The sequence below is a fragment of the Streptomyces sp. NPDC029296 genome, assembly GCF_055569255.1.
This window is the reverse complement of record NZ_JBVHXT010000074.1, coordinates 1-26,179: the sequence shown is the minus strand read 5'-3', so window position 1 is coordinate 26,179 and position 26,179 is coordinate 1. Positions and strand designations below refer to the sequence as shown.

Annotated in this window: 24 protein-coding genes; 13 read left to right on the top strand and 11 right to left on the bottom strand. The window is 70.8% G+C overall.

The genetic code is table 11. From position 1 onward, the window contains the following. Nucleotides 1-117 precede the first annotated feature (117 nt). Together ACZ4W9_RS38830 and ACZ4W9_RS38825 are read right to left on the bottom strand one after the other, a co-directional pair. Nucleotides 118-1,404 (bottom strand): phytase, encoded by a 1,287-nt coding sequence (locus ACZ4W9_RS38830; RefSeq protein WP_467943952.1) that lies wholly within the window; start codon nucleotides 1,402-1,404, stop codon nucleotides 118-120. 224 nt (nucleotides 1,405-1,628) lie between these two features. Continuing rightward, nucleotides 1,629-3,782, bottom strand: coding sequence for a M4 family metallopeptidase (locus ACZ4W9_RS38825; RefSeq protein ID WP_467943951.1), 2,154 nt, complete (start codon nucleotides 3,780-3,782; stop codon nucleotides 1,629-1,631). 178 nt (nucleotides 3,783-3,960) lie between these two features. On the opposite strand from ACZ4W9_RS38825, the gene ACZ4W9_RS38820 reads away from it, so the two are divergent. The 4 genes from ACZ4W9_RS38820 (at nucleotide 3,961) to ACZ4W9_RS38805 (ending at nucleotide 11,278) form a co-directional block, all read left to right on the top strand. Continuing rightward, complete coding sequence (locus ACZ4W9_RS38820; protein ID WP_467943950.1) at nucleotides 3,961-6,684, top strand: helix-turn-helix transcriptional regulator; 2,724 nt, start codon at nucleotides 3,961-3,963, stop codon at nucleotides 6,682-6,684. Nucleotides 6,685-7,806: 1,122 nt separating this feature from the next. Then, on the top strand, nucleotides 7,807-8,532 hold the full coding sequence (locus ACZ4W9_RS38815) for a class I SAM-dependent methyltransferase (RefSeq protein WP_467943949.1): 726 nt from the start codon (nucleotides 7,807-7,809) through the stop codon (nucleotides 8,530-8,532). Nucleotides 8,533-9,297: 765 nt separating this feature from the next. Next, the gene (locus ACZ4W9_RS38810; protein WP_467943948.1) at nucleotides 9,298-10,104 is read left to right on the top strand and encodes a hypothetical protein; all 807 of its coding nucleotides are present in this window, start codon (nucleotides 9,298-9,300) and stop codon (nucleotides 10,102-10,104) included. A 778-nt stretch (nucleotides 10,105-10,882) separates the two neighbouring features. Next, nucleotides 10,883-11,278, top strand: coding sequence for an ATP dependent DNA ligase (locus ACZ4W9_RS38805; RefSeq protein WP_467943947.1), 396 nt, complete (start codon nucleotides 10,883-10,885; stop codon nucleotides 11,276-11,278). Nucleotides 11,279-12,301: 1,023 nt separating this feature from the next. Here ACZ4W9_RS38805 and ACZ4W9_RS38800 read toward each other — a convergent pair. Further along, nucleotides 12,302-13,477, bottom strand: a complete 1,176-nt coding sequence (locus tag ACZ4W9_RS38800; protein ID WP_467943946.1) for a cytochrome P450 — start codon at nucleotides 13,475-13,477, stop codon at nucleotides 12,302-12,304. Nucleotides 13,478-13,676: 199 nt separating this feature from the next. Here ACZ4W9_RS38800 and ACZ4W9_RS38795 point away from each other — a divergent pair, with 199 nt between their 5' ends. From ACZ4W9_RS38795 to ACZ4W9_RS38780, 4 genes are all read left to right on the top strand, one after another. After that, on the top strand, nucleotides 13,677-14,177 hold the full coding sequence (locus ACZ4W9_RS38795) for an MFS transporter (protein WP_467943945.1): 501 nt from the start codon (nucleotides 13,677-13,679) through the stop codon (nucleotides 14,175-14,177). A gap of 215 nt (nucleotides 14,178-14,392) precedes the next feature. Further along, complete coding sequence (locus tag ACZ4W9_RS38790; protein ID WP_467943944.1) at nucleotides 14,393-15,088, top strand: hypothetical protein; 696 nt, start codon at nucleotides 14,393-14,395, stop codon at nucleotides 15,086-15,088. A 2-nt stretch (nucleotides 15,089-15,090) separates the two neighbouring features. Next, nucleotides 15,091-15,399, top strand: coding sequence for an acyl carrier protein (locus ACZ4W9_RS38785; RefSeq protein ID WP_467943943.1), 309 nt, complete (start codon nucleotides 15,091-15,093; stop codon nucleotides 15,397-15,399). Next, the gene (locus ACZ4W9_RS38780) at nucleotides 15,396-16,619 is read left to right on the top strand and encodes a beta-ketoacyl-[acyl-carrier-protein] synthase family protein (RefSeq protein WP_467943942.1); all 1,224 of its coding nucleotides are present in this window, start codon (nucleotides 15,396-15,398) and stop codon (nucleotides 16,617-16,619) included. Before ACZ4W9_RS38785 ends, ACZ4W9_RS38780 begins: the two co-directional genes overlap by 4 nt. 63 nt (nucleotides 16,620-16,682) lie before the next feature. On the opposite strand, the gene ACZ4W9_RS38775 is transcribed toward ACZ4W9_RS38780, so the two are convergent. The 5 genes from ACZ4W9_RS38775 to ACZ4W9_RS38755 form a co-directional block, all read right to left on the bottom strand. Next, nucleotides 16,683-16,916 (bottom strand): hypothetical protein, encoded by a 234-nt coding sequence (locus tag ACZ4W9_RS38775; RefSeq protein WP_467943941.1) that lies wholly within the window; start codon nucleotides 16,914-16,916, stop codon nucleotides 16,683-16,685. Beyond that, entirely contained in the window at nucleotides 16,913-17,164 is a 252-nt protein-coding gene (locus ACZ4W9_RS38770) for a hypothetical protein (RefSeq protein ID WP_467943940.1), read from the bottom strand. Before ACZ4W9_RS38770 ends, ACZ4W9_RS38775 begins: the two co-directional genes overlap by 4 nt. Before the next feature lie 281 nt (nucleotides 17,165-17,445). Further along, a complete protein-coding gene (locus ACZ4W9_RS38765) occupies nucleotides 17,446-17,988 on the bottom strand; it encodes a hypothetical protein (protein WP_467943939.1) in 543 nt (180 codons plus the stop codon). After that, nucleotides 17,937-18,302: a hypothetical protein gene (locus ACZ4W9_RS38760; protein ID WP_467943938.1), complete on the bottom strand. Its 366-nt coding sequence runs from the start codon at nucleotides 18,300-18,302 to the stop codon at nucleotides 17,937-17,939. Before ACZ4W9_RS38760 ends, ACZ4W9_RS38765 begins: the two co-directional genes overlap by 52 nt. Further along, complete coding sequence (locus ACZ4W9_RS38755; protein WP_467943937.1) at nucleotides 18,289-18,642, bottom strand: hypothetical protein; 354 nt, start codon at nucleotides 18,640-18,642, stop codon at nucleotides 18,289-18,291. Before ACZ4W9_RS38755 ends, ACZ4W9_RS38760 begins: the two co-directional genes overlap by 14 nt. 153 nt (nucleotides 18,643-18,795) lie before the next feature. Between ACZ4W9_RS38755 and ACZ4W9_RS38750 the strand changes: the two genes are divergently transcribed. The 3 genes from ACZ4W9_RS38750 to ACZ4W9_RS38740 all read left to right on the top strand — a co-directional run bounded on the left by ACZ4W9_RS38750 (nucleotide 18,796) and on the right by ACZ4W9_RS38740 (nucleotide 20,977). Continuing rightward, nucleotides 18,796-20,006 (top strand): IS3 family transposase gene (locus tag ACZ4W9_RS38750; protein WP_467943936.1). Its coding sequence is split into 2 segments (ribosomal slippage): nucleotides 18,796-19,093 and nucleotides 19,093-20,006, totalling 1,212 coding nucleotides; the frame shifts between segments, so codons are not numbered across the junction. Nucleotides 20,007-20,098: 92 nt separating this feature from the next. After that, a complete protein-coding gene (locus tag ACZ4W9_RS38745; RefSeq protein WP_467943935.1) occupies nucleotides 20,099-20,365 on the top strand; it encodes a hypothetical protein in 267 nt (88 codons plus the stop codon). Nucleotides 20,366-20,608: 243 nt separating this feature from the next. Beyond that, complete coding sequence (locus ACZ4W9_RS38740) at nucleotides 20,609-20,977, top strand: DUF6233 domain-containing protein (RefSeq protein ID WP_467943934.1); 369 nt, start codon at nucleotides 20,609-20,611, stop codon at nucleotides 20,975-20,977. 8 nt (nucleotides 20,978-20,985) lie between these two features. Here ACZ4W9_RS38740 and ACZ4W9_RS38735 read toward each other — a convergent pair whose 3' ends face one another. The 3 genes from ACZ4W9_RS38735 to ACZ4W9_RS38725 all read right to left on the bottom strand — a co-directional run bounded on the left by ACZ4W9_RS38735 (nucleotide 20,986) and on the right by ACZ4W9_RS38725 (nucleotide 22,954). Continuing rightward, nucleotides 20,986-21,132: a hypothetical protein gene (locus tag ACZ4W9_RS38735; protein WP_467943933.1), complete on the bottom strand. Its 147-nt coding sequence runs from the start codon at nucleotides 21,130-21,132 to the stop codon at nucleotides 20,986-20,988. Between the two features lie 63 nt (nucleotides 21,133-21,195). After that, nucleotides 21,196-22,386 carry a fibronectin type III domain-containing protein gene (locus ACZ4W9_RS38730; RefSeq protein WP_467943932.1) on the bottom strand — a complete coding sequence of 397 codons (1,191 nt, stop codon included), beginning with the start codon at nucleotides 22,384-22,386 and terminating at the stop codon, nucleotides 21,196-21,198. An 82-nt stretch (nucleotides 22,387-22,468) separates the two neighbouring features. Beyond that, complete coding sequence (locus ACZ4W9_RS38725; protein ID WP_467943931.1) at nucleotides 22,469-22,954, bottom strand: carboxymuconolactone decarboxylase family protein; 486 nt, start codon at nucleotides 22,952-22,954, stop codon at nucleotides 22,469-22,471. 184 nt (nucleotides 22,955-23,138) lie between these two features. On the opposite strand from ACZ4W9_RS38725, the gene ACZ4W9_RS38720 reads away from it, so the two are divergent. Together ACZ4W9_RS38720 and ACZ4W9_RS38715 are read left to right on the top strand one after the other, a co-directional pair. Then, on the top strand, nucleotides 23,139-24,026 hold the full coding sequence (locus ACZ4W9_RS38720; protein WP_467943930.1) for an RNA polymerase sigma-70 factor: 888 nt from the start codon (nucleotides 23,139-23,141) through the stop codon (nucleotides 24,024-24,026). Between the two features lie 518 nt (nucleotides 24,027-24,544). Next, a complete protein-coding gene (locus ACZ4W9_RS38715) occupies nucleotides 24,545-25,228 on the top strand; it encodes a hypothetical protein (protein ID WP_467943929.1) in 684 nt (227 codons plus the stop codon). Nucleotides 25,229-26,179: the final 951 nt, after the last annotated feature.

Genomic DNA, 26,179 nt, shown 5'->3' with positions numbered 1-26,179 from the left:
CCTCCCCGCGTTGCGGGAGGAGGGTGGGTGGGCGGGGTGGGCGGGGTGGGGTTCTGAAAGACTGGGGGGCGCCGGGGGAGTCGGTGGTCCCCCCCCCCCCCCCGCGGCGTTCACTCGTCAGTCGACGGTGTCGACGACCTCGCCGAGGTCGACGAACTTGAAGCCGGTGGCCTCACGGTCGCCGTCGCCGGGGGTCTCCTGGCCGTCCTGGACGACGAGGAGGCCGTTGGGGTAGCGCGTGCCGAGCGGGGCGTTGAGGGCGGCTGCGCCGTCGCACACCTCGGAGCCGTCGAGGGTGGTGGAGGCCGCGGCGATGCGGAAGGCGTCCTCGTACTCGTTGTCCTCGTCGCGCTCGCGGTCGTAGGCGACGAAGGTGTTGTCGCCCTGGCTGGAGGCGAGCAGGTAGCCGTCGCCGTCCGGCTCGTTGACCAGAGTCAGGCCCTCGACGTCGGCCGTCAGGTGTTTGCCGCCGAAGCCGGGGTCGGCGCCCGGCGTGCACTCCTCGGTCTGCTCGTCGTACGTGCCCGGGACGCCGTACTCGCGGACCTTGTCGATCAGGAGCGGCGTGCCGGTCAGGCCGGCGTCGATGCGCCAGATGCCGACGTCCTCCTGCCCCGCGTACAGGGTGCCGCCCACGGGGTCGACGACCATGCCCTCGACCTGCGGCAGTTCGCCGGGCTCGGCGCAGGGCGTCCAGGGGGTGCCGTTGGGCAGGCGGAAGGAGGAGGGCAGGTCCAGGGTGCGGACCTGGCGGTAGTCGACGGTGCCGGCCGCGGTGGGGAGCAGTTCCAGCAGGGCGATCCGGGTGCGGTTGCGCTGGCTGACCAGGGCGTAGGAACGGCCGGTGGCGCGGTCGGTCCAGGTGGCCAGGCCGTACGCGGTCTTCTGCTCGTTGATCTCGGCCTGGTCGGCGGAGAACACGGGCCGCACCCCCGGGTCGGTGACGTCGGTGAGCGGGCCGCCGGGCTTGTCCCGGTCGATGCGGTAGATCCGCAGCCGGTCGTTGCCGCGGTCGCTGACCACCGCGACGTCCGTGCGGACGCCGCCCAGGCGCAGGCCCTGCACCAGGTCGACGTTGTTGAAGCGGCCCGGCTTGTCGTCGGCGCCCGGCCCGGCCGGGGCCGGGATCGACTGCACCTGGCGCGCGTCCAGGTCGTAGGCCCGCAGACCGCCCTGCTTGGCGGTGGCGATCACCAGGCTGCGGCCCGGGTCGGCGGCGTTGCGCCAGATCGCCGGGTCGTCCGCGTTGGCGTTGCCGCCGGCCTCGTCGTCGAACAGCGGCGCGGTCTCGGCCTTCGGCACGACGGTGCCGATCCCGGAGGCCTGGGCCGGGAGGGCGAAGGAGGTCGCCAGTGCCGTGCAGAGAACGAGCGCGGAGGCACGGAATGCCAGACGTATGGTCACGTTTCTTCCTTGTATGAGGGAGTTTGCCCTGGTAAGGAAGAGATTCGCGGGGACACTTGTCGTGATCACGACGGAAAGATGGACGGCGGTTGAACACATCGCCAAACCCGCGGAGTGAGGAAAGGGCCGCTTCCGCCGGCTGCGCACGCGCGCGACGGCTCCTGCGGCCGGAGCACCCGAGCGGGGGCCCCGGCCGCAGGAGCACTGGTGGTGTCCGGGATCGGTCAGCCGATGGTGATGCCGTCCACCAGGAAGACGGTCGACAGGTAGGCGTCTTCGGTGCCGGCGAACTCCAGCTTCACCGTCTGGCCCTTGTACGCGGACAGGTCGACGGTCTTCTGAACGTAGCCGGCGCTCGCGTCGGCGTTGGAGTAGGTGGCCAGCGTGGTGCCGTTGACGTTGACCTTGAGGGTGTCGTAGGCGGTGTAGCCGGACTCCTGGGTGCTGGTCTTCAGCCAGAAGGCGAGCTTCGGGGTGCCGGTGGAGGGCACCGCGATGTTCGACTGGGACAGGGACTCGGAGGCGGTGCTTCCGTAGCCCATCATCCAGGCGTACCAGGACCCGTCACGCGCGGCTTGCTGGCCGGAGTTGGTGATGATGTTCTCGCTCTGGGTCCAGCCGCTGGTGCCCTGCTCGAAGCTGCCGTTGGTCAGCACGTTCCCGCTGGGGGGCGTGGTCGGCGAGGGGGTGGGGGTGCCGGTGCCGGGGTCCGGCAGGGCGGTGCCGACGCTGACGGCCGCCCAGGCCTTGGAGACGAGGTACCGCTCCTGGGAGTTGGTGCCGTACAGGTCGGCTGCGGCCTGCAGGGTGGCGGAGCGGGCGCCGGCGTAGTTGGTGGTGGAGGTCATGTAGGCGGACAGCGCCCGGTACCAGACCGCTGCGGCCTTGTCCTTGCCGATGCCCGCGAAGGTGTCGTTGTTGCAGGTCGTCCCGTTGTGCGAGCGCCCGCCGATGGTCTTCGCCCCGGTGCCCTCGGCCGCCAGGTAGAAGAAGTGGTTGCCGATGCCGGAGGAGAGGTGCACGTCCACCGAGCCGGCGTTCGAGTTCCAGCAGGACAGCGACCTGCCGTCGGCGGAGGGGTTGTCCATCCGGCGCATGTAACCGCCGGTCATGTTGAGCTTTTCGCCGATGTAGTAGTCGCCTGGGTCGCTGCTGTTGTTGGCGTAGAACTCGACCATGCTGCCGAAGATGTCGCTGGTGGCCTCGTTGAGGCCGCCGGACTCGCCGGAGTAGGTGAGGTTGGCGGTGGCTGCGGTGACGCCGTGGCTCATCTCGTGTCCGGCCACGTCCACCGCGGTGACCGGGGTGTTGCCGTTCTGCGAGGAGCCGTCGCCGAAGTACATGCAGAAGCAGTTGTCGTCGTAGAAGGCGTTCAGCAGGCTGTTGTCGACGTGGACGTAGGCGGGGGCGCCGCGGCCGTCGTTGCGGATGCCGGAGCGGTTGAAGGTGTTCTTGTAGTAGTCCCAGGTCTTCGCCAGGCCGTAGGAGGCGTCCACGGCGGCGCTCTCGCGGCTGGAGTTGGTGCCGTTGCCCCAGGAGTTCGTGGCCTTGGAGAAGGGCCGGGCGTTCTGCCTCGGGTTCGACTGCGGGCTGTTGTACGAGTCGTAGACGACGGTGCCGCCGTGTGCCGCGTCGGTGAGGGTGTAGCCGCTGCCGGACTGGGCGGTCTCGATGGAGACCTGGCCGACGGTGACGCCGTTGCCGGTGCCCGTGATGTTCTGGTGCAGCTCGTACTGGTCCAGCGGGGCGCCGCTGGAGGCGTCGACGATCACCGCCTGCCGCGAGGCCGGGCCGTTCTCGCCCGCGCCGGTGACGGTCGAACGGTAGGCGAGGACGGGCACCTTGCCGACCGCGTACACCACCAGGGCGCTGTCCTTGCCGCTGGCCTTCGCGTGCCTTACGTGCTTGGCGTGCCTCACGGCCGCGGCCGAGGCGTCGGTCGCCGTCAGCTTCGGCGTGGTGCCGGCGATCCGGATCGCGCCCTGGTGCGCCAGGTCCGAGCCGGTGATCCTGCCGTTCTTGGCGAGGTGCACCACCAGGTCGCCGCCGATGACGGACAGACCTCTGTAGGTGCGGTCGTAGCGCACGTGCCGGGCGCCGTCCGCGTCGATCACGACGTCCTTGGCCACCAGGCGCTCGTCGGGGCTCAGGCCGAGCGCGCGGGCGGTGGCGGCCGCGTTCCGGCCCGCCGTGCGTATCGCCTCGCCGCGCGCGTCGGCCGTCATCGCCCGGAAACCGGCGCCGGGCCGGGCGGCGGAGGTGCCGGCGGCCGTGCTGGACTGGGGGGCGGCGGCGGTGGACTGGGGGGTCGCCACGGCCACGGAGCCCAGGGCGAGGGCTGCCGCGACAGCGGCAGCCCGGGCGTTCTTGCGGTTCATCGCAATCCTTCCGCCGAGCCTCGTTGGGGAGATGCCGCGGAACGTCATCTGGGGTGCGGGGAGTGTTCGGCGGCAGTTGGCTCGGCTGTGGCCATGAGGCTAGGGACGCGGGGGGTGGCCGACATCGGGGCAATCCCTTGATCTGGACGGGAAGGCCCGGCGGACGCACCATGGCCCGATGCCAGACTCCGCGATGTGGATGAGCGCGCCCCACGAGACCGTGCCCGTGCTGCCGGTGGTGCCGGAAGACGTGAACGGCACCCGTCGGGTGGTCCTGTTCGGACCGCCCGGAAGCGGCAAGACCACGGCAGCCGGTGTCCTGGGACGGCGGTCGGGCCTGCCGGTCCTGCGGTTGGCCCCGGGCCCACAGGACACCGAAATCCCGTACACCGGGCTGCTCGAACTCGCGCTGGCGCTTCAGTCACTGCCCGCCGCACGAGAACTGACGGCACGACTCGACGAGGCCACGGACCGGCCGGGCTCCCCGGACCGTTCCAGTTCGGCCCTGCGGCTGCGCCGGCAGACCGCCGCCCTGCTGCGGGAGGCACCACCCATGACGCTGGTGGTGGACAACGCCCAGTGGCTGGACCCGGCCAGCGCGGCCGTCCTGGGCTGGGCCCTGCGCCTGACCCCGGACCTCCCCGTCGTCGCCGCCGAGCGCACCTGGCGCCCGGAGGCCGGAGGCCACTGGTGCGGGGAGGACGCGTACACGGTGCGTGTTCCGGCTTTGACGGCCGGCCAGCTCACGGCTCTGCTGTCGCCCTACCGGCTGCCTCCTCGCGAGGCCGCGCGGATCCACGCGTGCAGCGGCGGGAACCCGGCCCTGGCCCTGGCGCTGGCCGACGCCTCGCGCCCGCTCCCGGACCGTGACGGTGGAAGCGGGTCGGCCCTGCCGCCGACGGCCCGCCGACTGGTGGGCGAGTGGCTGGACGAGGTACCGGCCCAGGTTCAGGAACTGCTGACGTTCGCCGCACTGGACGACCGGCCCGACATCGAGCTGCTCGGCCGCCTCGCCGGTCCGGCGGCCCAGACCCTCCTGGCCCAAGCCGAGGCGGCAGAGCTGATCGGCGTCGGGCGGGCGGACGGGAGCGTGCGGTTCACCGCCTCCGCGATCGGCACGGAACTCGCGACCCGGCTGCCGGGCACCACACGCCGACTCCTGCACGCGCGCCTGGCCGAGGCCAGCCGTGACAGCGTCCGCCGCGACCGGCACACCGCGCTGGCGGCCGACACCGCCGACCCTCGTACGGCCCGGCACACCGCGCGCGCCGCCGACCGTGCCAGGCTGCGCGGCGAACACCTCCTGGCCGCCGAACTCTCCCTCCTCGCCGCCGAACGCACCCCGCGCGAAAACACCGGACTGCTCACCGCGCGGGCACTGACCGCCGTACGCGACGCCGCGCGCTGCGGCGACCTCTCCCGCAGCCGGGCAGCCACCCGCCTCGTCCTGGAACAGCACAGCAGTCCCGCCCAACGCGTCAGCGCCCTCCTGAGCCTGCTCGACGCGAGCGGACAGCGCCTGAACGGCGCGGACGAACTGTTCGCCGAGGCGGTCCACGAGGCGGCCGGCCGGCCAGACCTGATCGCCCAGATCCTGCTGCGTCAAGCCGTCCGGGCCAACGTCAACGAAGGCGCTCCCGAACAGGCTGATGCCCTGGCCGCCCAGGCCGCCGCTCTCGCCCAGGCGGCCGGTGACACCACCACCACCGCGCTCGCCCTGACGATGCAGGCACGCCTCCAGCGCATCCTCGGCAGCCCCGGGGCCGATGCCACGCTCGACCGAGCACTCTCCCTCGCCCGCACCAGGGCCGTTTCTGTCAACACCACCCCGGAGCACCTCGCCGCCCGTCACGCGCTCTTCGACGACCGCCTGACCGATGCCCGAACCCTTCTGCTGCCCCTGCTCGTCCAAGCCCGGCGGGCCGGGGACGCCGAGGGCACCGTGGACATCCTGCGCAGCCTCGCCGAGGTGGAGATCCGCGCCGGGCGGTGCGCCCAAGCCCTCGACTACGCCGCCCGCGCCCAGGCACTGACCGACGGTGCGGGCCTGCCGCCCGGGCCGGCCTGCTACACCTCCGCCCTCGTCGAGGGCACCGCCTCACGCACCGACCTCGCCCTCGTCCACGCACGCCGCGGAGTCGACACCGCCCGGCAGGACGACAACAAGGTCTTCCTCTCCCGCAACCTCTTCGCTCTCGGACACCTCCTCCTGGTCACCGGCCGCCCCAAGGAAGCTCTGGAGGCCCTGCAAGAGGTGCGGGACCTCGAGGAACTTCAGCAGGTCCACGACCCGTCCGTCCTGCGCTGGCACCCCGAACTCGCCGAAACCCTCGTCACCCTCGGCCGCCTCGACCAGGCGCAGAGCCTGCTGGACGACACCCGCCGCGCCGCGACCGGCCTCGGCAGAGACGCAGTCCTCCCTTCGCTCGAACGCACCCAGGCGCTTCTCGACGCCGCCAGCGGCGACTACGGCACCGCGGCCCGGCGCCTCAACGACGCGGCCGACCGCCTCCACGACCTCCCCCTCGAACGCGGCAGGACCCTGCTGGCGCTGAGCCACACCGAACGGCGCGGACGCCGACGCGCCGGCGCCCGCGCCGCCGCGCAAAGCGCCGTCGACCTCTTTACCGCCCACCAGGCACACCCCTGGGCCCAGACCGCCGCGCAAACCCTCAGCCGGCTGGAAGCCGCCCCCACGGGCGGCAGCACCCGCCCCCGCCTCACCTCTGCCGAACAACGCTGCGCCGAACTCGCCGCCGCCGGTACGAGCAACCGCGACATCGCCGCCACCCTCACCGTCAGTGTCAAAACGGTCGAGGCGACCCTCACCCGCGTCTACCGGAAACTCGGCCTGCACTCACGCGTCCAACTCGCGCACGCCTTCACACCGGCACGTGAGTGACCCGCTCGGACGGCTACGGGAACCGTCGTCCTCGCCGGTTCCGTCCCCGTCCGCCGAGGTGTAGTGCAACTGTGCGAGGCTCATGCGTCGGCTCTCTTCGTCCCTGCCTGAAGATCCCCTGCCGCCCGCACCCGCCCGCGCGGTGGCGGCGGCCTCCCGGCAGAGCGGCGACCCCGGCGGGGAGTGCTCCGCAGTCGCCGGGGCGACGCTCTCAAGGACCGGACGCACCAGGGGATGAAGGCCGGGCAACCCCCGGCGGGCTCAGATCCAGCCGCGCTCCCGCGCCCGGACCCCCGCCTGGAACCGCGTACCGGCGTCCAGTGTGCGCAGCAGAGCCGCCACCCGCCGCGTCGCCGTGCGGACGCTGACCCCCGTCCGACCTCAACTAATCAGCCCAGTACAGGCGGTGAGGGCCCGACAGCTCCGCCTCCACCTCGCCGTACATCGTCTCCGCCTCGGACCGACGCCGGTGCAGCAGGGCCGGCAGCGCCGACCGGGAGCTCACCGCTTCCGAGCGGCCCCGGCCCACCCTCCGCACGAACACGCACTCGACGGAGCCTCGTTCCGTCGACCCGCCGGCTTCCCAGCGCGCATCTGTATGAGACCCGCCGAGGAGCACCTTCGACAGGTCATCTCCGTAACGACGCACCGCAACACAAGTGACCCTCGAATCGCGTGCGGCGCGGCGGGTCCAGTGCAGCGCGGAGGTGATGCTGATGCCCAGGAGGTCGCTGAGGAGGGCGGCGGGTAGGTCGGTGGCCAGGGTGAGCAGGGCGGTGTTGCGGCTGGGGTGGGCGGGCAGGCGGTGGCGGCGGAGTCTGGCCCCGAGGGCGGCGGATGAGCGGTGGGTGCCGGCGACGTATCCGGGCCTGCTGGTGTCAGCGAAGACCCGGGCGCACTCCTTTCCTTCCGCGGCGAACCGCCCACCCGCCCAGGGGAGGCAACCGGCCCTCCCCCACCGCCAGACGCGGCGCACCGCTGTCAACAAGGCCGTGAACACCCAGACCAGGCACGCCCTGACCGCAGCCGTCGTAAGCTCGGCCGCCCTCGCCCCCACCAGCCAGCTGAGTCAGGCGAAAACTCGGTAGCTCTTCGAGGTCGACTCTGCATACGTTCGGCCGCATGGCTGACGACTGCTTCAGGCATCCGCGACTCGCCGCGATCTACGATCCGCTCGACCCCGACCGCAGCGATCTCGATGCCTACCTCCGGATGGCGGATGAGTTCGGGGCGCGCCAAGTTCTGGACATCGGCTGCGGCACCGGGGTGTTCGCACTTCGCCTGGCCGACCGCGGGATCGACGTCGTCGGTATCGATCCCGCCCAGGCATCCATCGACGTCGCCCGGGCCAAACCGGGCAGTGACCGAGTGCGCTGGATCTGCGGTGACGCCGCAGCCATCCCGTCACTGCAGGCCGACCTCGCGACGATGACAGCGAATGTCGCCCAGGCCATCGCTGATCCGGACACCTGGCAGACGACGCTGCAGCGAGCCTGCGCGGCACTACGGCCCGGCGGGCACCTGGTCTTCGAAACCCGCGATCCGGCCAGACGTGCCTGGGAAGAGTGGAGTCGCAAGAAGTCCTACCGCAGGACGGGCATCCCAGGCGTCGGCACTGTCGAGTACTGGGTCGAGTTGATCGAGGTGAGCTGGCCTCTGGTGACGTTCCGCCAGACCTACGTTTTCGCAGCGGACGGACAAGTGCTGACGTCGGATTCGACGTTGCGCTTCCGAGATCGCGACGAGATCGAGACGGATCTGGTCACGCACGGCTACGTGGTGCAAGACGTGCGCGATGCGCCCGACCGGCCAGGCGCAGAGTTCGTCTTCCTCGCACGACGCGCCTGACCCAGTCCAGGACAAGCGGTGGTGAGCAGCCGTTCTCGCGTCTGGACGCGCTGCGCTTTGCCCGGCGCGTCGTCGAGCGGCAGGCGGCACGGCAGCTGGCCCTCCTCGACCGGTGGATCACCGACGAGGAACAGCGCCAGGCCGAACGGCGCCGAGGTCAGGAGCGAAGGCCGGAGCCGGCGCAATGGCTGATCCAGTACAGCCTGAACCGCTCCAACATCGACGGCGTGTACACACCGGTGACTGCTGGGCCGCCGCCAGAGCGGCCGGTGCCGCCCGGCCACCCGGCAGCAGGCACGCGACGCCCTGCTCCAGCACGTCCCGGCCCTGTGCCCGCTGCCGGCCCCGATACAGCCCTCGGTATCGGCCGGCTCCGGGTGACCGGGTCGGTGCGCACCGTGCTCCGAGCGGCCGACGGGGAAGGCATCATCACCCATGGCCTGGCCCTTGCCCGAGCCGATGCTGACCATGGCCGTGGACAGCCCAGCCCCGCCCGCCGGGTGGGTCGCCGAGCCGAAGTGGGACGGGTCTTCGGACACCTGAGGCTGTCTCATCAGAAGATGACGGCGGCTTTCGCGGCAGCCGGTGGGCGTCGGCCGGTGCGTGGCTCTGGCTGATATCCCCTGTGCCCGGCGGGGCCGTTCGCCGTCGGCCGCAGGGGGTGCGTGACTCTCGTGTATGTGCCAGGGTCGAGGGCTGGTCGGTCCGGTCCCGATCGGGTTGTGCCGGCTTCAGGGGTGGGCCCGTGGAGGGGGAGGTACGGAAATGGCGACAACGGCTGCCGCGCTGGTTCTGCGCGGAAGGCGGCGTGCGGCGCTTCGTCTGGAGGGTGAGGTGGTGGTGCTGCGCAGACCGGCCAGGGAGTTTTGGATCCCGGTGGAAGCGATAGCGGAGGTGCGGGCGGAGGGGCGTTGCGTCGAGATCGAACTGCTGGGTGGGGCGGAGCCGACGGTCTACCGCGTAGAGGGTGTCTCCGCGGCGGGCGCTGCCGCCTTCGGACGGGCGGTCGGTCATCTGCTGCCGCCGTCCGGTGGTGGCGTCGGCTCCGTAGACGGTTTGTCGCTGGTGGAGGTGCGTTCGCTGCCCGGGCGGAGGTGGCTCTCCGGGTGGAGGCTTGCCACCGTGGTGGTGGGCGGCCTGCTCTATGCCGGGCTGGTGGCGGCCGTGGGGGTGACCGGGGGCGGAATCCGGGTGGTCACGCTGCTCTGTGGTTCGGCCGGTATATACGCAGGCGGTTTATTCATTTACGGCGGAATTTGGGGGATTATGAGGCAATGGCGGCTGAGACGGCGTGGCATCACTGTCATGGCCCAGTTCTCGCATTACACCGACAAGTGGAAGATGTATACGTACACCACGGTCACCGGCCTGAACTACACGTACCGGTCAGCCAGCAGCAGCACGGACCCGATCGAGGTCACCTACGACCCCGCACACCCCGGCGACGCACAAGAGGTCATCGGCCTCCTGGGCACGCTCATCATGGTCCTCGTTCTGGCGATACCCGGCTTCGGGGCAGCACTCGGCACTTTCTTCGTCGCCCACGCGATCGGCGTGCTGTGGGGCGGCTGAACAGCAGGTGACAGCCCCTGGGGCCGGTCGTGCAAGAGCGAATCACGCGGGTGCGGCCCGGCCCGCGAACGATCGCACACTTCGTCACCGGCACCGCAGTGGCCTGAAGCGAAGAACGGCAGACGACGGCGTCGACCCCGAGCCCGGAATGCCCTGCCCACCAGAGGCAGCAACTGATCGATCTGCCCTGCTGACCGGCTGAGCTCAACGACTTCCAGGCGTCCACCCCAGGCACTCGGCATCGCCCATGTCTCACGAGACACCCTCCAATCTGGAGAAGGACGGCTCCCGCACCCAGCTCGCCATGCACACGGACGGCCGAGTGCTGCTGCGCCCGAGGCAAGGCACGGACATGACCGGCTCGTTCCCCGAGATCCGGGCTGGGCCGTCGCGCAGCTGCCCGCGGACACCGGCCTGGACGGCAAGCTCGTGGTGTGGGAGTCCGGCCGGCTGGCGTTCGAGCGGCTGCAGCAGCGCCTCGCCCGGCGCGGGACGGGGGCGGTAGAGGCGGCGTGCCAGTGGCCGGCGCACTACGTGGTTTTCGATCTGGTGCACGCGGGCGGGGATGTGACCGGCTGGCCGTACGAGCGGTGGCGCGGAGCTGGAGTCGCTGTTCGCGGACCGTCGCCTACAGGCGCCGTTGACGCTGTGCCCGTCGACCACCGGCCCTGCCGTAGCGAGGGAGTGGCTGGAGTGGACGGCGGCCGGGCTGGAGGGGCTGTGCTTCAAACGGCTCGATGAGCCGTACCGTCCGACACGATCGTGGCGGAAGTACAAGGTGCGGATCACGACCGAGGCCGTCATCGGTGCCGTCACCGGCTCCCTCACGGCGCCCCGCACCGTGTTGCTGGGCCGCTACGACACGGCGGGCCGCCTTCAGTACACCGGGCGCAGCACCACTCTCCCCCAGGCCGTCGGCCGCGCCGTGGCCGACAGGCTGGCCCCGCCGATGGATACGCACCCGTGGCAGGGGTGGACGTTCTCGGCAGGCTGGGGGACCCAGCACACGCTCGACGCTGTGCTGGTGGAGCCAGAGGTGGTGCTGGAAGTGGCCGTCGATGTCGCCCGGGACAGTGCTGGGCGGTGGCGGCACCCGGTTCGGCCGCACCGCATTCGCACGGACGTCGACGTGACGCAGGTACCGCTGTTCGGCGAGGACGACGCCTCGCCCTGAGCCTTCTCAGGGCCAGTTCGGCTCCGTGGTCGGGCCGTCCGCGCCTGGCCGCTGGCGTTCGACTCGCGAGAACACTCGAGAAGCAAGGCCCGGACCAGGCGTCCGGGCCTTCGTCATGCCTCGGAAACTCCCCTCCTGACCGTTGCTGTCCGGGTCCGGGCTTGTGGCCCTACGGGGTGAAGAAGCCGTGCCCGGATGGACGAGACGCAAGCACCACAGACCTGTCACCGTCCCGCCCGTCATAACGAACTCAGCTTGGAGGCCTTACTGATGACCAGCCGCCAGACACCCGGGGCAACAACCGCGCCGATCGCCGCTACGCTGAATGCGCCCACCCTGGGCCGGGCCGAGACCCCACAGGGGCGCTCTTCTGCAGAGAGCCGCAGCAGGACCGCCGGCCGCGAAGCGCACGCCACCCCCACGTGGACGACACCATCACAGGTGTCCGCCGTCCTCGATCCCCCTGCTCAAGGGAGCAGCATCATGGCCCGGGACACCGTTCCCGCGCCCGTCCAGCCGCCTGACCCCGCGCCCGCTCCGCAGCAGCCTGCTGTCGGTGCCGGCCTGCCCGCCGCGATAGGCCAGGGCGCCGTTCAGGGCGCCGCCCGCTCCGTCACCGACCGGCTGATGGACAAGTTCCTCACGAACCCGCCGACTGGCTCAGAGCCCTGTGGCACGCGCTGCCGAAGCCCTGGGAGTAGCCGCCACGGCCGGGCACGACGGTCCTGCCCGGCCGTGGTCTCCGCCCCACTGGCCGCGGCCCGCGCCCGCAACCTCCGGGCGGGGGCGCAATGGCATCGTTCGTCGCGTTCCGGTGCCCCTGCATGTGCCGGAGACGCATGCAGGCGCGCGGACCATGGCCGTACCACCGGCGCACGCGACGGCCACGGCGCGCTGCGCCGGTACAGTGCCGCCGCGGGGCAGCGTGCCGTCCCTGCGGAGTTCGTACCGCGGTGGCCGCTGCCAACGTGGCGGCTGCCACGGTGAGTGCGTCCCCGGCCACGCCGTCCAGACGGCCGGATCTCAGTGACCGGCGTTCAGCCGAACGCGTAGGCTCTGGACGCTGCGGGCGACGCGCGCCGGGGCGTAGGAGACGTGCCGGTCGAGGAGCTGGGGGTTGAGGCGGAGCAGGTGCTGCAGTGCCGCGCTTGCTTCGAGGCGGGCCAGTGCCGCGCCGAGGCAGTAGTGGCTGCCCAGGCCGAAGGCGAGATGCCGGGTCCGTCTGCCGAAGTGGAGCCGATGCGGGTCGGGGAAGGCGCGCGGATCGCGGTTGGCAGCGCCGAGCAGCACCGACACGATGGTGCCGCGCGGGACGGGCGTACCGGCGACCTCGGCGTCGGCCAGGGCGCTGCGGGGCGCCAGTTGGATGGGCGGATCGAAGCGCAGCAGTTCTTCCACCGCCGCGGCGGTCGCCTGCTCCGAAGGTCCGGTGGCTGCGAGCTGTACGAGCTGATCGCGGTGCTGGAGGAGGGCGTGCATGCCGTTGCCGATGAGGCCGACGGTCGTCTCGTAGCCGGCCGCAACGAGCTGGGCGCAGGTGGCCACCGTCTCCGCCCGCGCCACCGGAGTCTCCGCACCGTGGGCCAGCGTAGCCAGCAGCCCCGTGGCGTCCGGCTGCCGTAGCGCCACGCTGATGTCTCTCGCCAGGACGATCCGTGCCCGTGCGATGCGCTCACGCGTCTCCGTATCGAGCAGGTGGGGTGGGTCCATGCCGCGGACGAGGAGCGCCGCTGCCCGGGTGAAGCGGTCGCGGAAGTGTGCCGGGACACCGATGAGGTCCGCGATCACCGTTGCGGACAGCGGGCGCGCGATGTCCGCGACGACATCCGTGCTCCCGGTCCGTGCCGCTGTCCGGACCAGGGTGCCTGTCAGATCGTCGATTTTCCGGCGCAGGCGGAGGATCTCCAGGGCGCTGAATGCGCTGCGTACGCGGGCACGTTGTCGGGTGTGGCCGGGCGGGTCGGTCAGCAGAAAGGTACGGGCGGGCACGCCGTAGCGGGTCTGCTCGTGAGCCGCTTGTGCTCCGTGTCCGAAGCGCGGATCGCGCAGTACGGCCACAGCCTCGAAGTAACCCAGCACGACCAGGTCGCCGGACTCGGTGCGGTGCACCGGTCCGCTGGTGCGCCGTACCCGTTCGAAAAAGAGGTACGGGTCCTGGACGAACTCCTCACTGCCCACGTCGAAAGGGAACTGCCTCATCAGAACGTCGACGAACGTCTCGGATGCGTCCATACAGGTGTCGCCCGCCATTCCTTCGGCCTTGCGGGCACCGGGGATTTCGGTATCCGCGGCTGCCCCTGATCGTTCTGATAGAGAGTGCACATGACTGGTGCGCGCACAACGGATGCCGGGGTTTTTCACGCGGCTGCGCGGACGAGACTAGGGCGCCGCTGGGCGAGTGCCGCAGCCGTCTGCTCGGGGTTGTTCCTGCTGGGTCTGGAGTGCTCAACGTAGCCGTCCCCGACGTGAAGATCGCCCTGGGCTCGTCGGCCGGGGCGTCACCGACCGGATCGGCCGTAGGCGTGCCTTCCTCCGCGGACTGACCCTCTGCGGGCTTGCCTCCTGGGCCGGTGCGGCGGCCTTCGTACCGTGGCAGCTGATCGCGGCGCGCGGTGCCATGGGCGCGGGTGCCTCACTCTTCATGGCCGCCACGCTGTCGCTGTTCACGGGGCTGTTCCCAGAAGCCGACCTGCGCCGGCGCGCCATCTCCTTGTGGGCGGCGGTCGGCGGGGTGGGCGGTGCCCTCGGGCCGGTGATCGGCGGCTGGCTGGTCGCCTATCACTCCTGGCGGGCTGTGTACTGGCTGAACATCCCCTTCGCCGCCGTCGTGATCGCGCTGACGCTACTGCTCGTCCCCTCCCCGCCACCCGCCGGGCCGAGCCCGTCGACCTGCCGGTGACCGTCCTGTCTGCTGACCGGATTCGGCGTGCGGCTGCGGGTGGGCCAAGTCACCCATGCTGCCGCGTCATGTGATGCGGCGCCCGGTCACCGTCGCTGGGGCGACGCTGGCCATGACGTCCATCGGGATGTTCGGCGCCCTCTTCCTCATCTCCCTCTATCTGCAAAGGGGCGCTGGGCTGCACGCCGTGGCAGGCGGGTGCGCGCACGCCGCCGATGCCCGCCGCTCTCGTCGCCGTGGCCGCGCGGGCCGCCGTACTCACGACGCGGCTGGCTCCCAGAGTCCTCATGGTGGGCGGCCCGGCCGTCGTGGCCGGGGCGTTCGTGCTGCTGGCCGGCACCACAGAGCGGTCCGGGTATGCGCACCTGGCGCCCGTGCAGATCGTCGCGGGCACGGGTCCGGGGCTGACGGCTGCGGCCGGGACGTCGGCCGTCATGGACAGCGCGGGGGAGCCGGGCGTCGGGTCCACGATCAACGACGCTACCCGGCAGGTCGGCGCGGCACTCGGCGCCGCCGTCCAGGGCTTCGTGCCGGCCACCGCCTACCGGGACGGCATCGGTGACGCGCTCGCCCACGCGGGAGTGACCGGCATCCCGCCCGGCGCGCTGGACGACGTCGCCGCCACCCGGCTGGCGACCCGCAGTTCCGGCCCCGCCGTGCGGCCACCTGCTGACCGCCGCGACCCCGCAGTGCGTGGGCGACGGCAGTGGTCGCCCTCACCGCCGCAGCGGTCGCGTGGAGAGGGCTGCCGCGCCACCCCGCCCCGCACACGTGGTGACGGGCGGTCCGTGATAGACCACATCGGTTATTTCCTCCGACACGCCTTCCCGCATGGCCGGGTAGTCCACTGTCCGTGGGTTTTGCTGGCGGCCCGTTGTACGGCTTTTTCCTACCACCATTCCGCGGAGTGATTTTGGCTGAGCAGCTGTTCGTCGACACCCTTGTCCGTCTCATCGTCCGCCATTTCGAGATGGACCCCGGTCAACTGACCGCCGACAGCAATTTGCAGCACCTCGGCCTGGACTCGATCGCCCTGGCCGAGCTGCTCGTGGTGGTCGAGGAGGAGACCGGCATCGACGTTCCCCTCACCGACGAGGCGATGCCTACAGGAGCCGAGGTCACGATCGGCGCGGTGGCCGACTACGTGTCCCGGTTCGCCGACGAGTCCGCTCTCGCCGTCCTCCACGTCCTGGCCGCCGCCCCCGCGGAAGCAGACGTGTGAGCGCACCCCGGAGCGTCGTCACCGGCGTCGGGCTGGCGACCGCGGGCGGTGTCGGCTCCGAGACCACTTGGCGGCGGCTGTGCGCCGGGACACCGACGGCGGCCACGGACGACCGACTGGCCGGGCTCCCGGTGGACTTCAGCTGCCGGGTCCCGGACGACGACCTCGCCGCGGCCCTCGGCCGGGGCCTGCGCTGGCGCACCGACCGCTTCATCCACCTGGCCGTCGCCGCCGCGCGGGAAGCCGTCCGGGACGCCGGTCTGGATCCCGCGGAGTGGGAGGGCGAGAGAGTCGGCGTCGTGATCGGGGTGGGCAGCAGCAGCCGCGACACCGACCTGCACACGGCCCGGTGCCTGACCTCAGGTCAGTTACAGAAGATCTCACCGACCACGGTCCCGCGCGCCCTGCCCAACATGGCCGCCGGGGAGGTCTCGGCGGACCTGGGCGCCAAGGGGCCCGGTTTCGGGGTCAGCACCGCGTGCGCGTCCGGGGCGACCGCCATCGGCATCGGCCGGCAGCTCCTGGAAGGCGGGATGTGCGACATCGTCGTGGCGGGCGGCGCGGAGAGCGCCTGCGGCCCCATGTCCAGCACGAGTTTCTGGCGGCTGGGCGCACTGTCCACCCGCCGCCATGACCCGCAGGGCGCCTCCCGCCCCTTCGACGCGGACCGGGACGGCTTCGTCCTGGGAGAAGGCGCGGGCGTCGTCGTCCTCGAGCGGGCCGACCACGCCCGCGCCCGCCGGGCCATGCCGAAAGCGGTCCTCGCGGGATTCGGCGCCACCAGCGACGCTCACCACCCCACCACCCCCCACCCCGAGGGCGAGGGAGCGGTGCGCGCGGTGCGCCAGGCGCTGCGGCAGGCCGGTCTGACACCCGCTGACATCCAGCACGTCAATGCCCACGGCACGTCGACACCCCTGAACGACCGCACCGAGGCGGCCGTCCTGCACCGCGTCTTCCCCCAGCCACCGCCCGTCACCGCCACCAAGAGCATCCTCGGCCACTGCCTGGGCGCCGCGGGTGCCGTCGAAGCCGCTGTGTGCGTCCTGACCCTCCAACACCAGACCATCCACCCGACCGCCAACCTCCACACGCCGGAAAGCGGCCTCGACCTCGACATCGTCACCAAAACCGCCCGGCCGTGCCAGATCGACGCGGTCCTCAGCACGTCCTTCGGCTTCGGCGGCCAGAACACCGCGCTCGTCTTCCAGGCCCCGTGACCGCCGGCCACCGTCCTCGTCCTCCAGCGGGCGCGCGGCGAGTTCCGGCAAGAACCGAGAGCATCACCTCGCTGAGCGTGCCGGTCGGCGATGACGAGGGATGACCATGCCGCGCTCGGTCATCATCATCGTGATCGCCACGCCCAGCGGAAGCGGCTCACGGCCGTCACGGCGCACGACCGTGCCGGTGCGCCGCTGCGCTGTCGCGGCCCGGGTGCCGCCGTTCTCCTTCGCCGCTTCCCGGGCTGCGGCCAGGGCCTGCCGTGCGAGGTCGATGCCGCTCAGTCCGGTGTTCACGCGACCACCGCCTTTGCCGCCTCGACGTCCAGCGGGCGCATGGCGAGCTCGGGCAGCCGGTCCGTTCCCGGCGCGGGCACGGCGGCCTCGATTCGGGCCGCCGCCCGTTCACGCAGCTGCTCCAGCCGCGCCGCGAGCAGGTACTGGGCGGTGCGCTTCCGGGCCGCGTCGGCGGCCTCGATGTGCTCGACGTTCGCCGCTGGGTGCCACCAACAAGACTGTGTTCTGGGCGCTGTTGGCGCTGCCAAAAAGCGTCGGCCACGTGGCCCGCGGGTACGACCCCAGGTGTTCCGGAGCCGGAACACAGTCCACGTGGGCCTGGATCATCCAGTTGTGGCTCTCCACCCGGGGGCTGGGGACTGGCGGCGTGGAGCGCGTCCACGACCGGGTGCGCCGCCTGGAGCGGGACCGGTCCGGGACGGTGCGGCGGCGGCCCTCGACTATCCCCAAGGCCGGGGTGACGCCTGGCACCGGTGGTGTGCTGAATCGCAGGTCAGCAGCTCAGTGTTGGGCGCCGGATGTCAGAGGGTCAGGCGGTGAAGGCGAAGTAGGTTCCCGTCGTCAGGCCGGAGAAGGTGATGAGCTGTCGGGGTTTGAGGCAGCTGAACGCGGCGTGCATCGCGATGCCAGCGGCGACCGAGTACGGCATCGTCTGCGGGATGAGGAGCGCGATGGGCAGCGCGAGCTCCGCCGCGATGACGGTGGCGGCGATCAGGCGCCACAGCCGGATGTCGCGGTCGGTGAGGTTGCCCAGGTGGCGGCGGACGAGGGCGGGGACGGCGTACTGGCCGCGGCGGTGCGGGAGCTGCTCTTTGACCTGGGTGTAGGTGTGGATCCACTGGGCGAGGTAGAGGCCGCTGCGGAACTGGTCGCTGCGGATCTTCTGCCAGGCGCTGTTCCAGTAGGTGTCCGTGGTGATCAGCACGAGGAGGCACTGGGCCCACGTGTTCGCAGTGCTCGGGACGTGCTCGATGCTCAGCCCGTGGCCGAGGTCGCCAGCGAGCAGGAGGGCGGTGCCGGTCAGCAGCGTGTAGCGCACGGCGTTGGGGCTTTTGAGGTAGAGAAGTTCCATGGCGGCGCCGGCCAGGACCACCAGCAGGGCGAGGCGGGGGCTACGCCGAGCGCCAGGGCGAGTGCGGCGGTCGTGCGGGTGAGCAGCGCTGGCCGGTAGACGGTTGCGAGGAGCCGGGCCCGGCGGGTGCCGAAGCGCTGTTCGGCGAGGTGGAGGCTGAGGGAGCCGAGGGCGAGGCGGTCCCAGCCGCCCTGGCCGAGAGCGAGGGTGAACCGTGCGGTGAGCACGGTGCCGAAGACGATCCGGAACAGCTGGAGCCGGCCCGGGTCGGTGGGGCGGGTGAAGCCGGAGGCGAGCGCGTCAATGAACCACACGGCTGGCCACCACCTTCACGGGCTGCTCGCCGCGGGCGGACAGAACACGGCCGTTGCCGTCGATCCGGTCGTACCGGCCACTGTTAGTGAGGTGGTCAAGGATCGCCTGGAGCTGGGGCGGTCCGAGGATGAAGGAGCCGGGCGAGAGGTGGTTGTAGATGTTGACCGGCTCGGCCTGGCCGTCCTTGATGCCGGTGAGCTGGACGATGGTGATGGTGGCACGGCAGAACATCTTCCACCGCAGCCAGCGGCCGGGCAGAGGAGTGAAGCCGGTGATCATCCACGCCACGAGGGCGAGGGTGAGCACAATCTGGGCAGCGGGCGGCACGGATTCGCGCATGCGTTGAGGACCTCCGTGTCGGGAGGGTGAAGGCGGGGTGCGGCAGGTCCCCGCGGGCCGGAGGTGCCGCAGGGGTCAGCGCTCGGGGGGCCTTGACCCCTGATGTTGAACACACGAGACACTGGATCCTGCGGATCTGAGAACGGACATCTCGTGGTCATGAAGAACTACCCGCCGGAGTTCAAGGCGGACGCGGTCGCGCTGTACGAGTCGCGGCCGGAAGCGACGATCAGGTCGGTCGCCGCCGATCTGGGGATCAACCCGGAGACCCTGCGGAACTGGGTTCGGGCAGCCGGGGCCGGGGTGAGCCGTCCCCGAGGGCGGCGGACGCAGGAACCCTCTCAGCCGCCGGCGCCGCTGGAGGCGGAGAACGCCGCCTTGCGGAAGAAGGTCCGCGAGCTGGAGGAGGAACGCGGAATCCTACGCAAAGCGGCGAAGTATTTCGCCGGGGAGACGCGCTGGTGAACCGCTTCCAGTGTGTCGCCGACCTCCAGCGCCGTCACGGCGTGAAGCGGCTGTGCAGCATCCTCGGCGTCAGCTGCTCGAGCTTCTGCTACTGGCGCCGGACAGCCGCCGACCGGGCCGCCCGGCAGGCGGCCGACGCCCGCCTGGCGGCCCGGATACGGGCGGTGCATCAGGAATCGGACGGCACTTACGGAGCCCCGAGGATCACTGCCGAGCTTCGCGCCGAAAACGGTGAGGCGGTCAACCACAAGCGGGTCGCCAGGATTATGCGGGCGTCGGGGATCGAGGGGGTCCGGTTGCGCCGTCGGCACCGCACCACCGTCCCCGACCCGGCCGCGGCCAAGGCCCCGGGCCTGATCGGCCGCGACTTCACCGCGGACGAGCCGAACACGAAGTACGTCGGCGACATCACCTACCCGCCCGTCGAGGGCGGGAAGTTCTGCTACCTGGCGACTGTCATCGACCTCGCCTCGCGCCGTCTGGCCGGCTGGGCGATCGCCGACCACATGCGCGCGGACCTGGTGACCGACGCCCTGGCTACGGCGATCCGCACCCGCGGCAGCCTCGCTGGATCGATCACGCACACCGACCACCGAGCCCAGTACACGAGCAGGGCATTCGACCAAGCCTGCAGGTCAGCAGGGGTTCGGCGCAGCATGAGCGCCGTCGGGTCCAGCGCGGACAACGCACTCGCCGAGTCCTTCAACGCGACCTTCGAACGCGAGACCCTGCAAGGACGAAAAAGCTGGCCAACCGAGCGCGAGGCCCGACTCGACGCCTTCCGATGGCTCCACCGCTACAACACCCGACGCCGACACTCCCGCCTCGGACAACGATCACCGATCGCCTTCGAAAACGCCTTCCACCTCACACCAACTACGCTGGCCCAAGCCGCATAACCCGTGTTCAGGATTCAGGGTCAAGGCCCGTCGCGAAAGTCACCCTGAAAACCCTCCAGCGTTTCGTCTGGCACCGGGTGATCAACTAGTGGATGCGGCTGCACCCCTGGAGGTGGAAGGACGTCCGCCGACACCTCACCGACCACAACGGTCGGTGGCGAAGGCCCTCGGCGGACGGGATCGAACTGTTCGACCTCCAAACGGTGACGGTCACCCGCTACCGATACCGGGACAACACGATCCCCGACCCCTGGAACCAGCTCAACCACGCCTTAACGGCAGAAACCGTGGAGAGCCCGGTGCGTGGAGACACGCACGCCGGGTTCGGCGAGCGGCACGGAGAAACGGAACGGTGGTGACACCGTCACCGCGCTCCGTGCCGACTCAACCGGTCATGCAGGTCATGGCGGGTGATGCTGGGCGGCGGTGTCTACGGTGGAGGCATGCCGACGTCTCCGCCCGCCCCTGACCAGGCCCCTGTGCCGGTGCGGTCCTCCTGCCCGGGGGCCAAGAGGTCGTCGCGCGGCTGTGGGCGCGCCGCCAGCTGCCCGACGGATGGCGCTACGCCGTCGCCCGTCTATGAGAACGGGCCCGGGGACAGCGTGGAGGCGGCCGAGTACCGGGGCTGGGTGCGGGCGCCGGAGCACGTGCGGCCCGTAGCCGGCGTCTCGTACGACCAGGTGCCCACCGAGTACCTGCCGAAGCCGTCGGTCGTGGACCAGGTCCTCAGGCCGCGCCGCCCGTCGGGGTGGGTGATGGTGAAGGCCGGCAACCGTGGTCCCGGCCGGGGCGGTGTCGTGCACGCCGTCGACTGCGAGGACGCCCCGGCCGGGGCACCGGTGCTGACGCTGGAGCGGGCCCTAAACGTGGCGCAGCAGCCGGGCGTCCGGCTGTGCTCACTGTGCGGCGCCGCCGCCGCCGAACTGGACCCCGTCCTCAAGGGCTTCGACGGCGGCTTCGAAGAGACCTGAGCGGCAGATCAGCGGTGGGCGACGGTGTACCCGGCGTCGTTGACGGCGCGGGTCCACACGTCGCGGTCGAACCACTTGGTGATGTTCGGCTGCAGTTCGGTGATGGGCAGCGTGGCGATGCATGTCTTCGCCCTCGCCGTCGGCTGGTCCGCCACCGGTGTCCCGTGGTGCTGTCGCGTGCGTGGCAGCACCACGGGACACCGAGGCCGGGTTACCGATCACCCCCGTTGACCCCGACACCGACCGCGACGGGACTTTCCGTGCCGTCCGGGTTCCTCAGGGTGGTGAGCGAACCGATGTCCGCCCCGTCCGACGCCGCGGTGCGAGCGCTCGGTGAGAGGTTCAGCGCGCCGTGGCCGAGGCTGGTCAGCGCGCTGCCGGCGGGACGGGACTACGCAGTTGGACTTGTCGGACTCGAAGGAGCCGTTGACGGCCGTCACACAGAACTCGAAGTTCCACACGCCCGGGAACAGGAAGGCGACGCCGTGGTGGGTGTCCTCGATGATGTTCTCGTCGGCCTCCGGCGGGGTGGTGCCGCCGTCCTTGGCGTTGGAGATCCACAGCCGGTAGCCGGCCGCCGAGTTCGCGGCGTTCCAGTTCAGTTCCACCGTGGTGGGATCGACGGTGGTCACCCGCAGGCCGGTCGGGGTAGCCGGGATGCCGCCGCCGACCATCACCGGCCGGGCCAGTGCGGGCAGCCCGCCGCCGGCGGCGTTCCAGGTGGCCGCCGCGACGAGGTAGCGGTGGCCCGGGTTCAGCCCGTAGATCTGTACCCGGTTGCCGCGGAAGCCGGTGCCGGTGAGCCAGGCGTCGGGCGTGTCCCTGTCGAAGAGGATCACTTCGTACCGGTCGATGGTGTCGGTGTAGGGGCCGTCAGGTGGTGCGATTTCGAGCTCGATGCCATTCCGGAGGAGGGGCCAGCTGGCGACGATCCGCGGCGGCCGCGCCGTCTGCGGGTGGGCGACCGCGCTGACCGTGCCGGACCAGGGGCCCTTGACATTGTCACCGCCGACGGTGCGCACCTGGTACTCCCACTGGATGCCGTCGACGGTCCAGGTGGTGTCGGTCCGGTTGCTGTTGACGCGGCCCTCGCTCCAGGTCGTCTGGCCGGCGATCCGCGACCGCACGTCGTAGCCGAACGCCCCGTACACCGGGTCCCAGGTGACGGTCACGCCCTTCGGAGTGGACTCGGCCTTCAGACCGGTCGGCACGGGTGTCGGCCGGACCGGCAGGTTCTCGGGCGGGAAGGGCATCACACCCCGGCCCAGGCCGTACTGGTCGTGCAGGGTCTGCTCGAAGGCGATGGCGAGCTGGTACTCGCCGAAGGCGTTGGGGTGCAGGCCGTCATAAGCGGCCGGGCAGGCGGCGGGGGCGCACGAGTACCCCTTCTGCCAGTCGACGACCTCCATCTGGGAGATGGCCTTTAGTAATTCCCGACCGCTCCCGCACGACCGAGACCGGCCCCGATCCTTCGGGGCCAGTCTCGGTGCGTCAACCGGCGACGGTGGTCAGGTTGCCGGGCACGTAGGATCCACCCTGATTGTTGAGGATCACGCCGAGCCGGTTGGTCGCGTTGATCATGGCGACGAGGGAGACGAGAGCGATAGCCTGCTCCTCGTCGTAGTGCTTGCGCACCCGGGCCCAGGTCTCGTCAGTGACCCCTGCGTATCCGTCGATGATGCGGGTGCCTTCCTCGGTGAGGGCAAGCGCAGCTCGCTCGGCGTCGGTGAACATGGCGGAATGCCGCCAGGCGGCGACGAGGCTGAGCCAGGCCGCGTCCTCGCCGGCCGCGGCGGCGTCCTTGCTGTGGATGTCGACGCAGAAGCCGCAGCCGTTGATCTGGCTGGCTCGCAGCTGCACCAACTCCTGGGTGGATTTGGACAGCGGCGACTCCTGGATGACCTGGCTGACGGCGTAGATCCGCTTGCCGACCTTCGTGCCGAACTCGGTGTCGAACAGATTCATACGGGTTTCCATCGGGGCTTCCTCACTCATGGAATCGTGTGGCTGATGCCCATGAGGCGCCGGTCGCCGCGCTCCTGTGACACGGAGTAGATGTGACGTTGGTCACGGGGTGCGGCTGTCACAGAACCGAGGCCAGCGGCGTCCCGTGTACGACACGCACCACACGTAGCGAGACAGAAGTCGGGAACTGACGAGTATGGACAGGGATGCTGGCAGCGATGCGGGGGCGGCCACGGACAGCTTCATTTCCCACCGCAATCTGCTGTTCACGGTGGCCTACGAGATGCTGGGCTCGGCGGCCGACGCCGAGGACGTCCTCCAGGAGACGTGGCTGCGCTGGTCGGGCGTCGAGCACGCCACAGTCCGCGACCCGCGCGCCTTCCTGGTCCGCATCACCACCCGCCAATCCCTGACCCGCCTTCGCACACTCCGCCGCCGCAAGGAGACCTACGTGGGCCCGTGGCTGCCCGAGCCGCTGCTCATCGCGCCCGACGTGGCCGAGGACGTCGAGCTCGCGGACAGCGTCTCCATGGCGATGCTCCTCGTACTGGAGACCCTCACGCCGACCGAGCGTGCCGTGTTCGTGCTGCGGGACGTCTTCGACCTGGACTACGACGAGATCGCGCAGGCCGTCGACAAAACACCGCCCGCCGTCCGCCAGATCATGCATCGCGCCCGCGCCCACGTCGCCGCGCGCCGCCCTCGCGAGACGGTCTCCCCGTCCCAGACCCGCGACGCGCTCGCCGCCTTCCAACAAGCGGTGGAAACAGGCGACTTGACGGAACTTCTCAACATGATCGCCCCGGACGTCGTCCTCCTGACGGATGGCGGCGGAGTCGTCCGGGCCGCCGTGGAACCGGTGGTGGGCGTGGCCGACGTGACCGAGGTCCTGGCCAGGCTCAGCGGCGCCCTGCTGCAACCGACCCTGGTCAACGGCCACCCGGCCCTGATCATCCGCCGCGACGGCCGGATCGACACGATCGTGGCCCTCCGTCTGGACGCCGGCCTCATCACCGGCCTCTACGCCGTCCGCAACCCCGAGAAGCTGTCACGCATGAACCGCGAGACGGCGATGGGCCGCTGACGCCGGGACCGGCGCCTGGGCCAGCGCCGCAACGGGCTGTCACCGCGGGAACTGGAGGTCCGTACCGCATCCCGTCGATGAGCACGTAACTACCAGCCGCCCAGCAAGTGATGGCCTCCGGGTCAGCCCTTACCTGTCGTCAAACGAACGTTTGACGACAGACGGACGTCCAACGAACCCGCGCAATCCGGGGCTTCGCGGCGGCTCGAATCCAATCAGATCTGATGGTGATTGCTGACAGGGTTTGACGACAGACAGGGTCCGATCCGCCGCACGGAAGGGGCCCTTGATGGCGAACCTGGTCTACAAACGGGCCTCGACCGACCAGCAGTCCACCGCCCGGCAGAACCTCGTCCTGGACGAGGCCGGGATCGAAGACCCAGTCGTCTTCGAGGAGGCCGCCTCCACCCCCTCCAGCGTCCGAAGTTCCGCGAACTGCTCACCTACGCGCGACCCGGCGACACCGTCCACATCTCCGAGATGTTCCGCCTTGTACGCGGCACGGTCACATCCTCGACGTGCTCGACGTCCTCCACCGTGACCGCCTCGCGCTTCGCATCCACGACGGTGCGTTCTCCGCGATGGACCTCACCGCCCGCCACCCGCGCACCGGAGAACTGCTGTCCACCGTGAAGTTCATGGTGCAGACCCTTGCCGCCGCCGGCGAACTCCAGCGCGACCTCCAACGGGAGCTGACGTACGACGGGCTCCGGGCGGCCGAGGCCAAGGGCAGCAAGGGCGCCCGACGCCCTGCCGTGGTGGCCGAGAAGACCGACGCCGTCCGCACCGCGTACCTGGAAGGCCGCTCCATCGCCGCCCTCGCCCGCGACCACGGCATCAGCCGCGGCGCCATCCGCACGGCCGTCGCCGACCTCCTGCCCGACCACACCGCCATCGAGGAGGACGCCCCCGCCCCCGAGCTGCCGGTCACCCTCGACATGCCCGGCAAGGTCGCCGACTACCTCCGCACCGCCGACCTGGAACCCGCCGAGCGGGCCGCGCTCGACCAGGGGACGACCGTACGGCGCGGCCAGGGCTACACCCTGCCTGTCAGCGCCACCCCCGCGGTCCACCGCCAGCTCCTCGATCGCTGCCAACCCCTCGACGGCACCCAGGGCGCCCCGGCCATCCCGGCCCAGCGCAAGGCCCGCCGCGAGTACGAGAACCGCGTCCACGCTCTCGTGGCCGACAACCTGCGCTGAGCGCATCCTGGAGGTATGGCCCGCCGCCGGTACTGCTCCGTGTGCGGCGCCGTGCTCCTGAGGACCGCGACACGGCGGCGCATGTACTGCGGTCCGGCCTGCCGGGCCCAGGCGTACCGGGAGCGGCAGGCCACCGAGCGAATCGGAGCACTGGGCCGGCTACTGCTGAAGGCCGTGGCCACCGACCACAAGCGCCTGCTGCGGCGGTTGACGTGCCCAGTGTGCGGACGCATGACCTACGCGGCCAGGTCCCTCCGCCGGGACGCGAAATACTGTTCTGCACGCTGTCGAGGCCGCGCCTACCGACGTCGCCACCGTCAAGACGGTGACGTCAAGGCGTCGGGACAGCGAGCTGTACCGACGAGTACGACGCACTGACGTCACGCAACGCCGATCTGTTCGCGCAGTCCTCCCAGATCAGCCCTGGCGCTGCAACGGTTCGTGCCCAGTCACACCATGATCGTTCTCAGCGCCAACGGCTGTTCCGATGCTCCCGAGCGGGCATCGGCCAGACCACGATCACCGGCTTAGCGTTAACCGTTGTACCGATGTTCCCCGAGGCCAGGGTTGTCTGGGGCCACGGGGTGCTCCTGCACGGTGGGGCGGGCCTACTCCCGCCATTCACTTCGTACAGGCTGGGAATCCGGGTACCGTGTGACGCTGGCCGACGAAGAACCCCTCCGTCGTGACTGCATCGTGAACCTTGTCCTCCGCCAACGAAGTTGGACAGTTTGTCGGCGATGTTGGACTGTTCGGGAGCCTGGAATCAGGGTTTCCCGGGGGCTGCGAGGCCGGGGTGATGTCCTGCGTGCCACCGCGGTGGTTGGAGCTGATGGCGGTGGGGAGTCGGTCGTGCCCGGGCGGTTTAAAGGATCATGCAGGTGGTGGTGGCGTGGGCGATGAGCTTGCCCTGTTCGTCGAGGACCTTCCCTTCGGCGGTGGCGGTGCGGC

Excerpts from the sequence above, each read along its gene's own strand:
- ACZ4W9_RS38810 (WP_467943948.1), top strand. The coding sequence starts at position 9,298 with ATGGCGACAACGGCTGCCGCGCTGGTTCTGCGCGGAAGGCGGCGTGCG.
- ACZ4W9_RS38790 (WP_467943944.1), top strand. The coding sequence starts at position 14,393 with ATGCCCGCCGCTCTCGTCGCCGTGGCCGCGCGGGCCGCCGTACTCACG.
- ACZ4W9_RS38745 (WP_467943935.1), top strand. The coding sequence starts at position 20,099 with ATGCGGCTGCACCCCTGGAGGTGGAAGGACGTCCGCCGACACCTCACC.
- ACZ4W9_RS38820 (WP_467943950.1), top strand. The coding sequence starts at position 3,961 with ATGCCAGACTCCGCGATGTGGATGAGCGCGCCCCACGAGACCGTGCCC.
- ACZ4W9_RS38825 (WP_467943951.1), bottom strand. The coding sequence starts at position 3,782 with ATGAACCGCAAGAACGCCCGGGCTGCCGCTGTCGCGGCAGCCCTCGCC.
- ACZ4W9_RS38730 (WP_467943932.1), bottom strand. The coding sequence starts at position 22,386 with ATGGAGGTCGTCGACTGGCAGAAGGGGTACTCGTGCGCCCCCGCCGCC.
- ACZ4W9_RS38765 (WP_467943939.1), bottom strand. The coding sequence starts at position 17,988 with ATGGAACTTCTCTACCTCAAAAGCCCCAACGCCGTGCGCTACACGCTG.
- ACZ4W9_RS38725 (WP_467943931.1), bottom strand. The coding sequence starts at position 22,954 with ATGGAAACCCGTATGAATCTGTTCGACACCGAGTTCGGCACGAAGGTC.
- ACZ4W9_RS38815 (WP_467943949.1), top strand. The coding sequence starts at position 7,807 with ATGGCTGACGACTGCTTCAGGCATCCGCGACTCGCCGCGATCTACGAT.
- ACZ4W9_RS38800 (WP_467943946.1), bottom strand. The coding sequence starts at position 13,477 with ATGAGGCAGTTCCCTTTCGACGTGGGCAGTGAGGAGTTCGTCCAGGAC.
- ACZ4W9_RS38720 (WP_467943930.1), top strand. The coding sequence starts at position 23,139 with ATGGACAGGGATGCTGGCAGCGATGCGGGGGCGGCCACGGACAGCTTC.
- ACZ4W9_RS38755 (WP_467943937.1), bottom strand. The coding sequence starts at position 18,642 with ATGCGCGAATCCGTGCCGCCCGCTGCCCAGATTGTGCTCACCCTCGCC.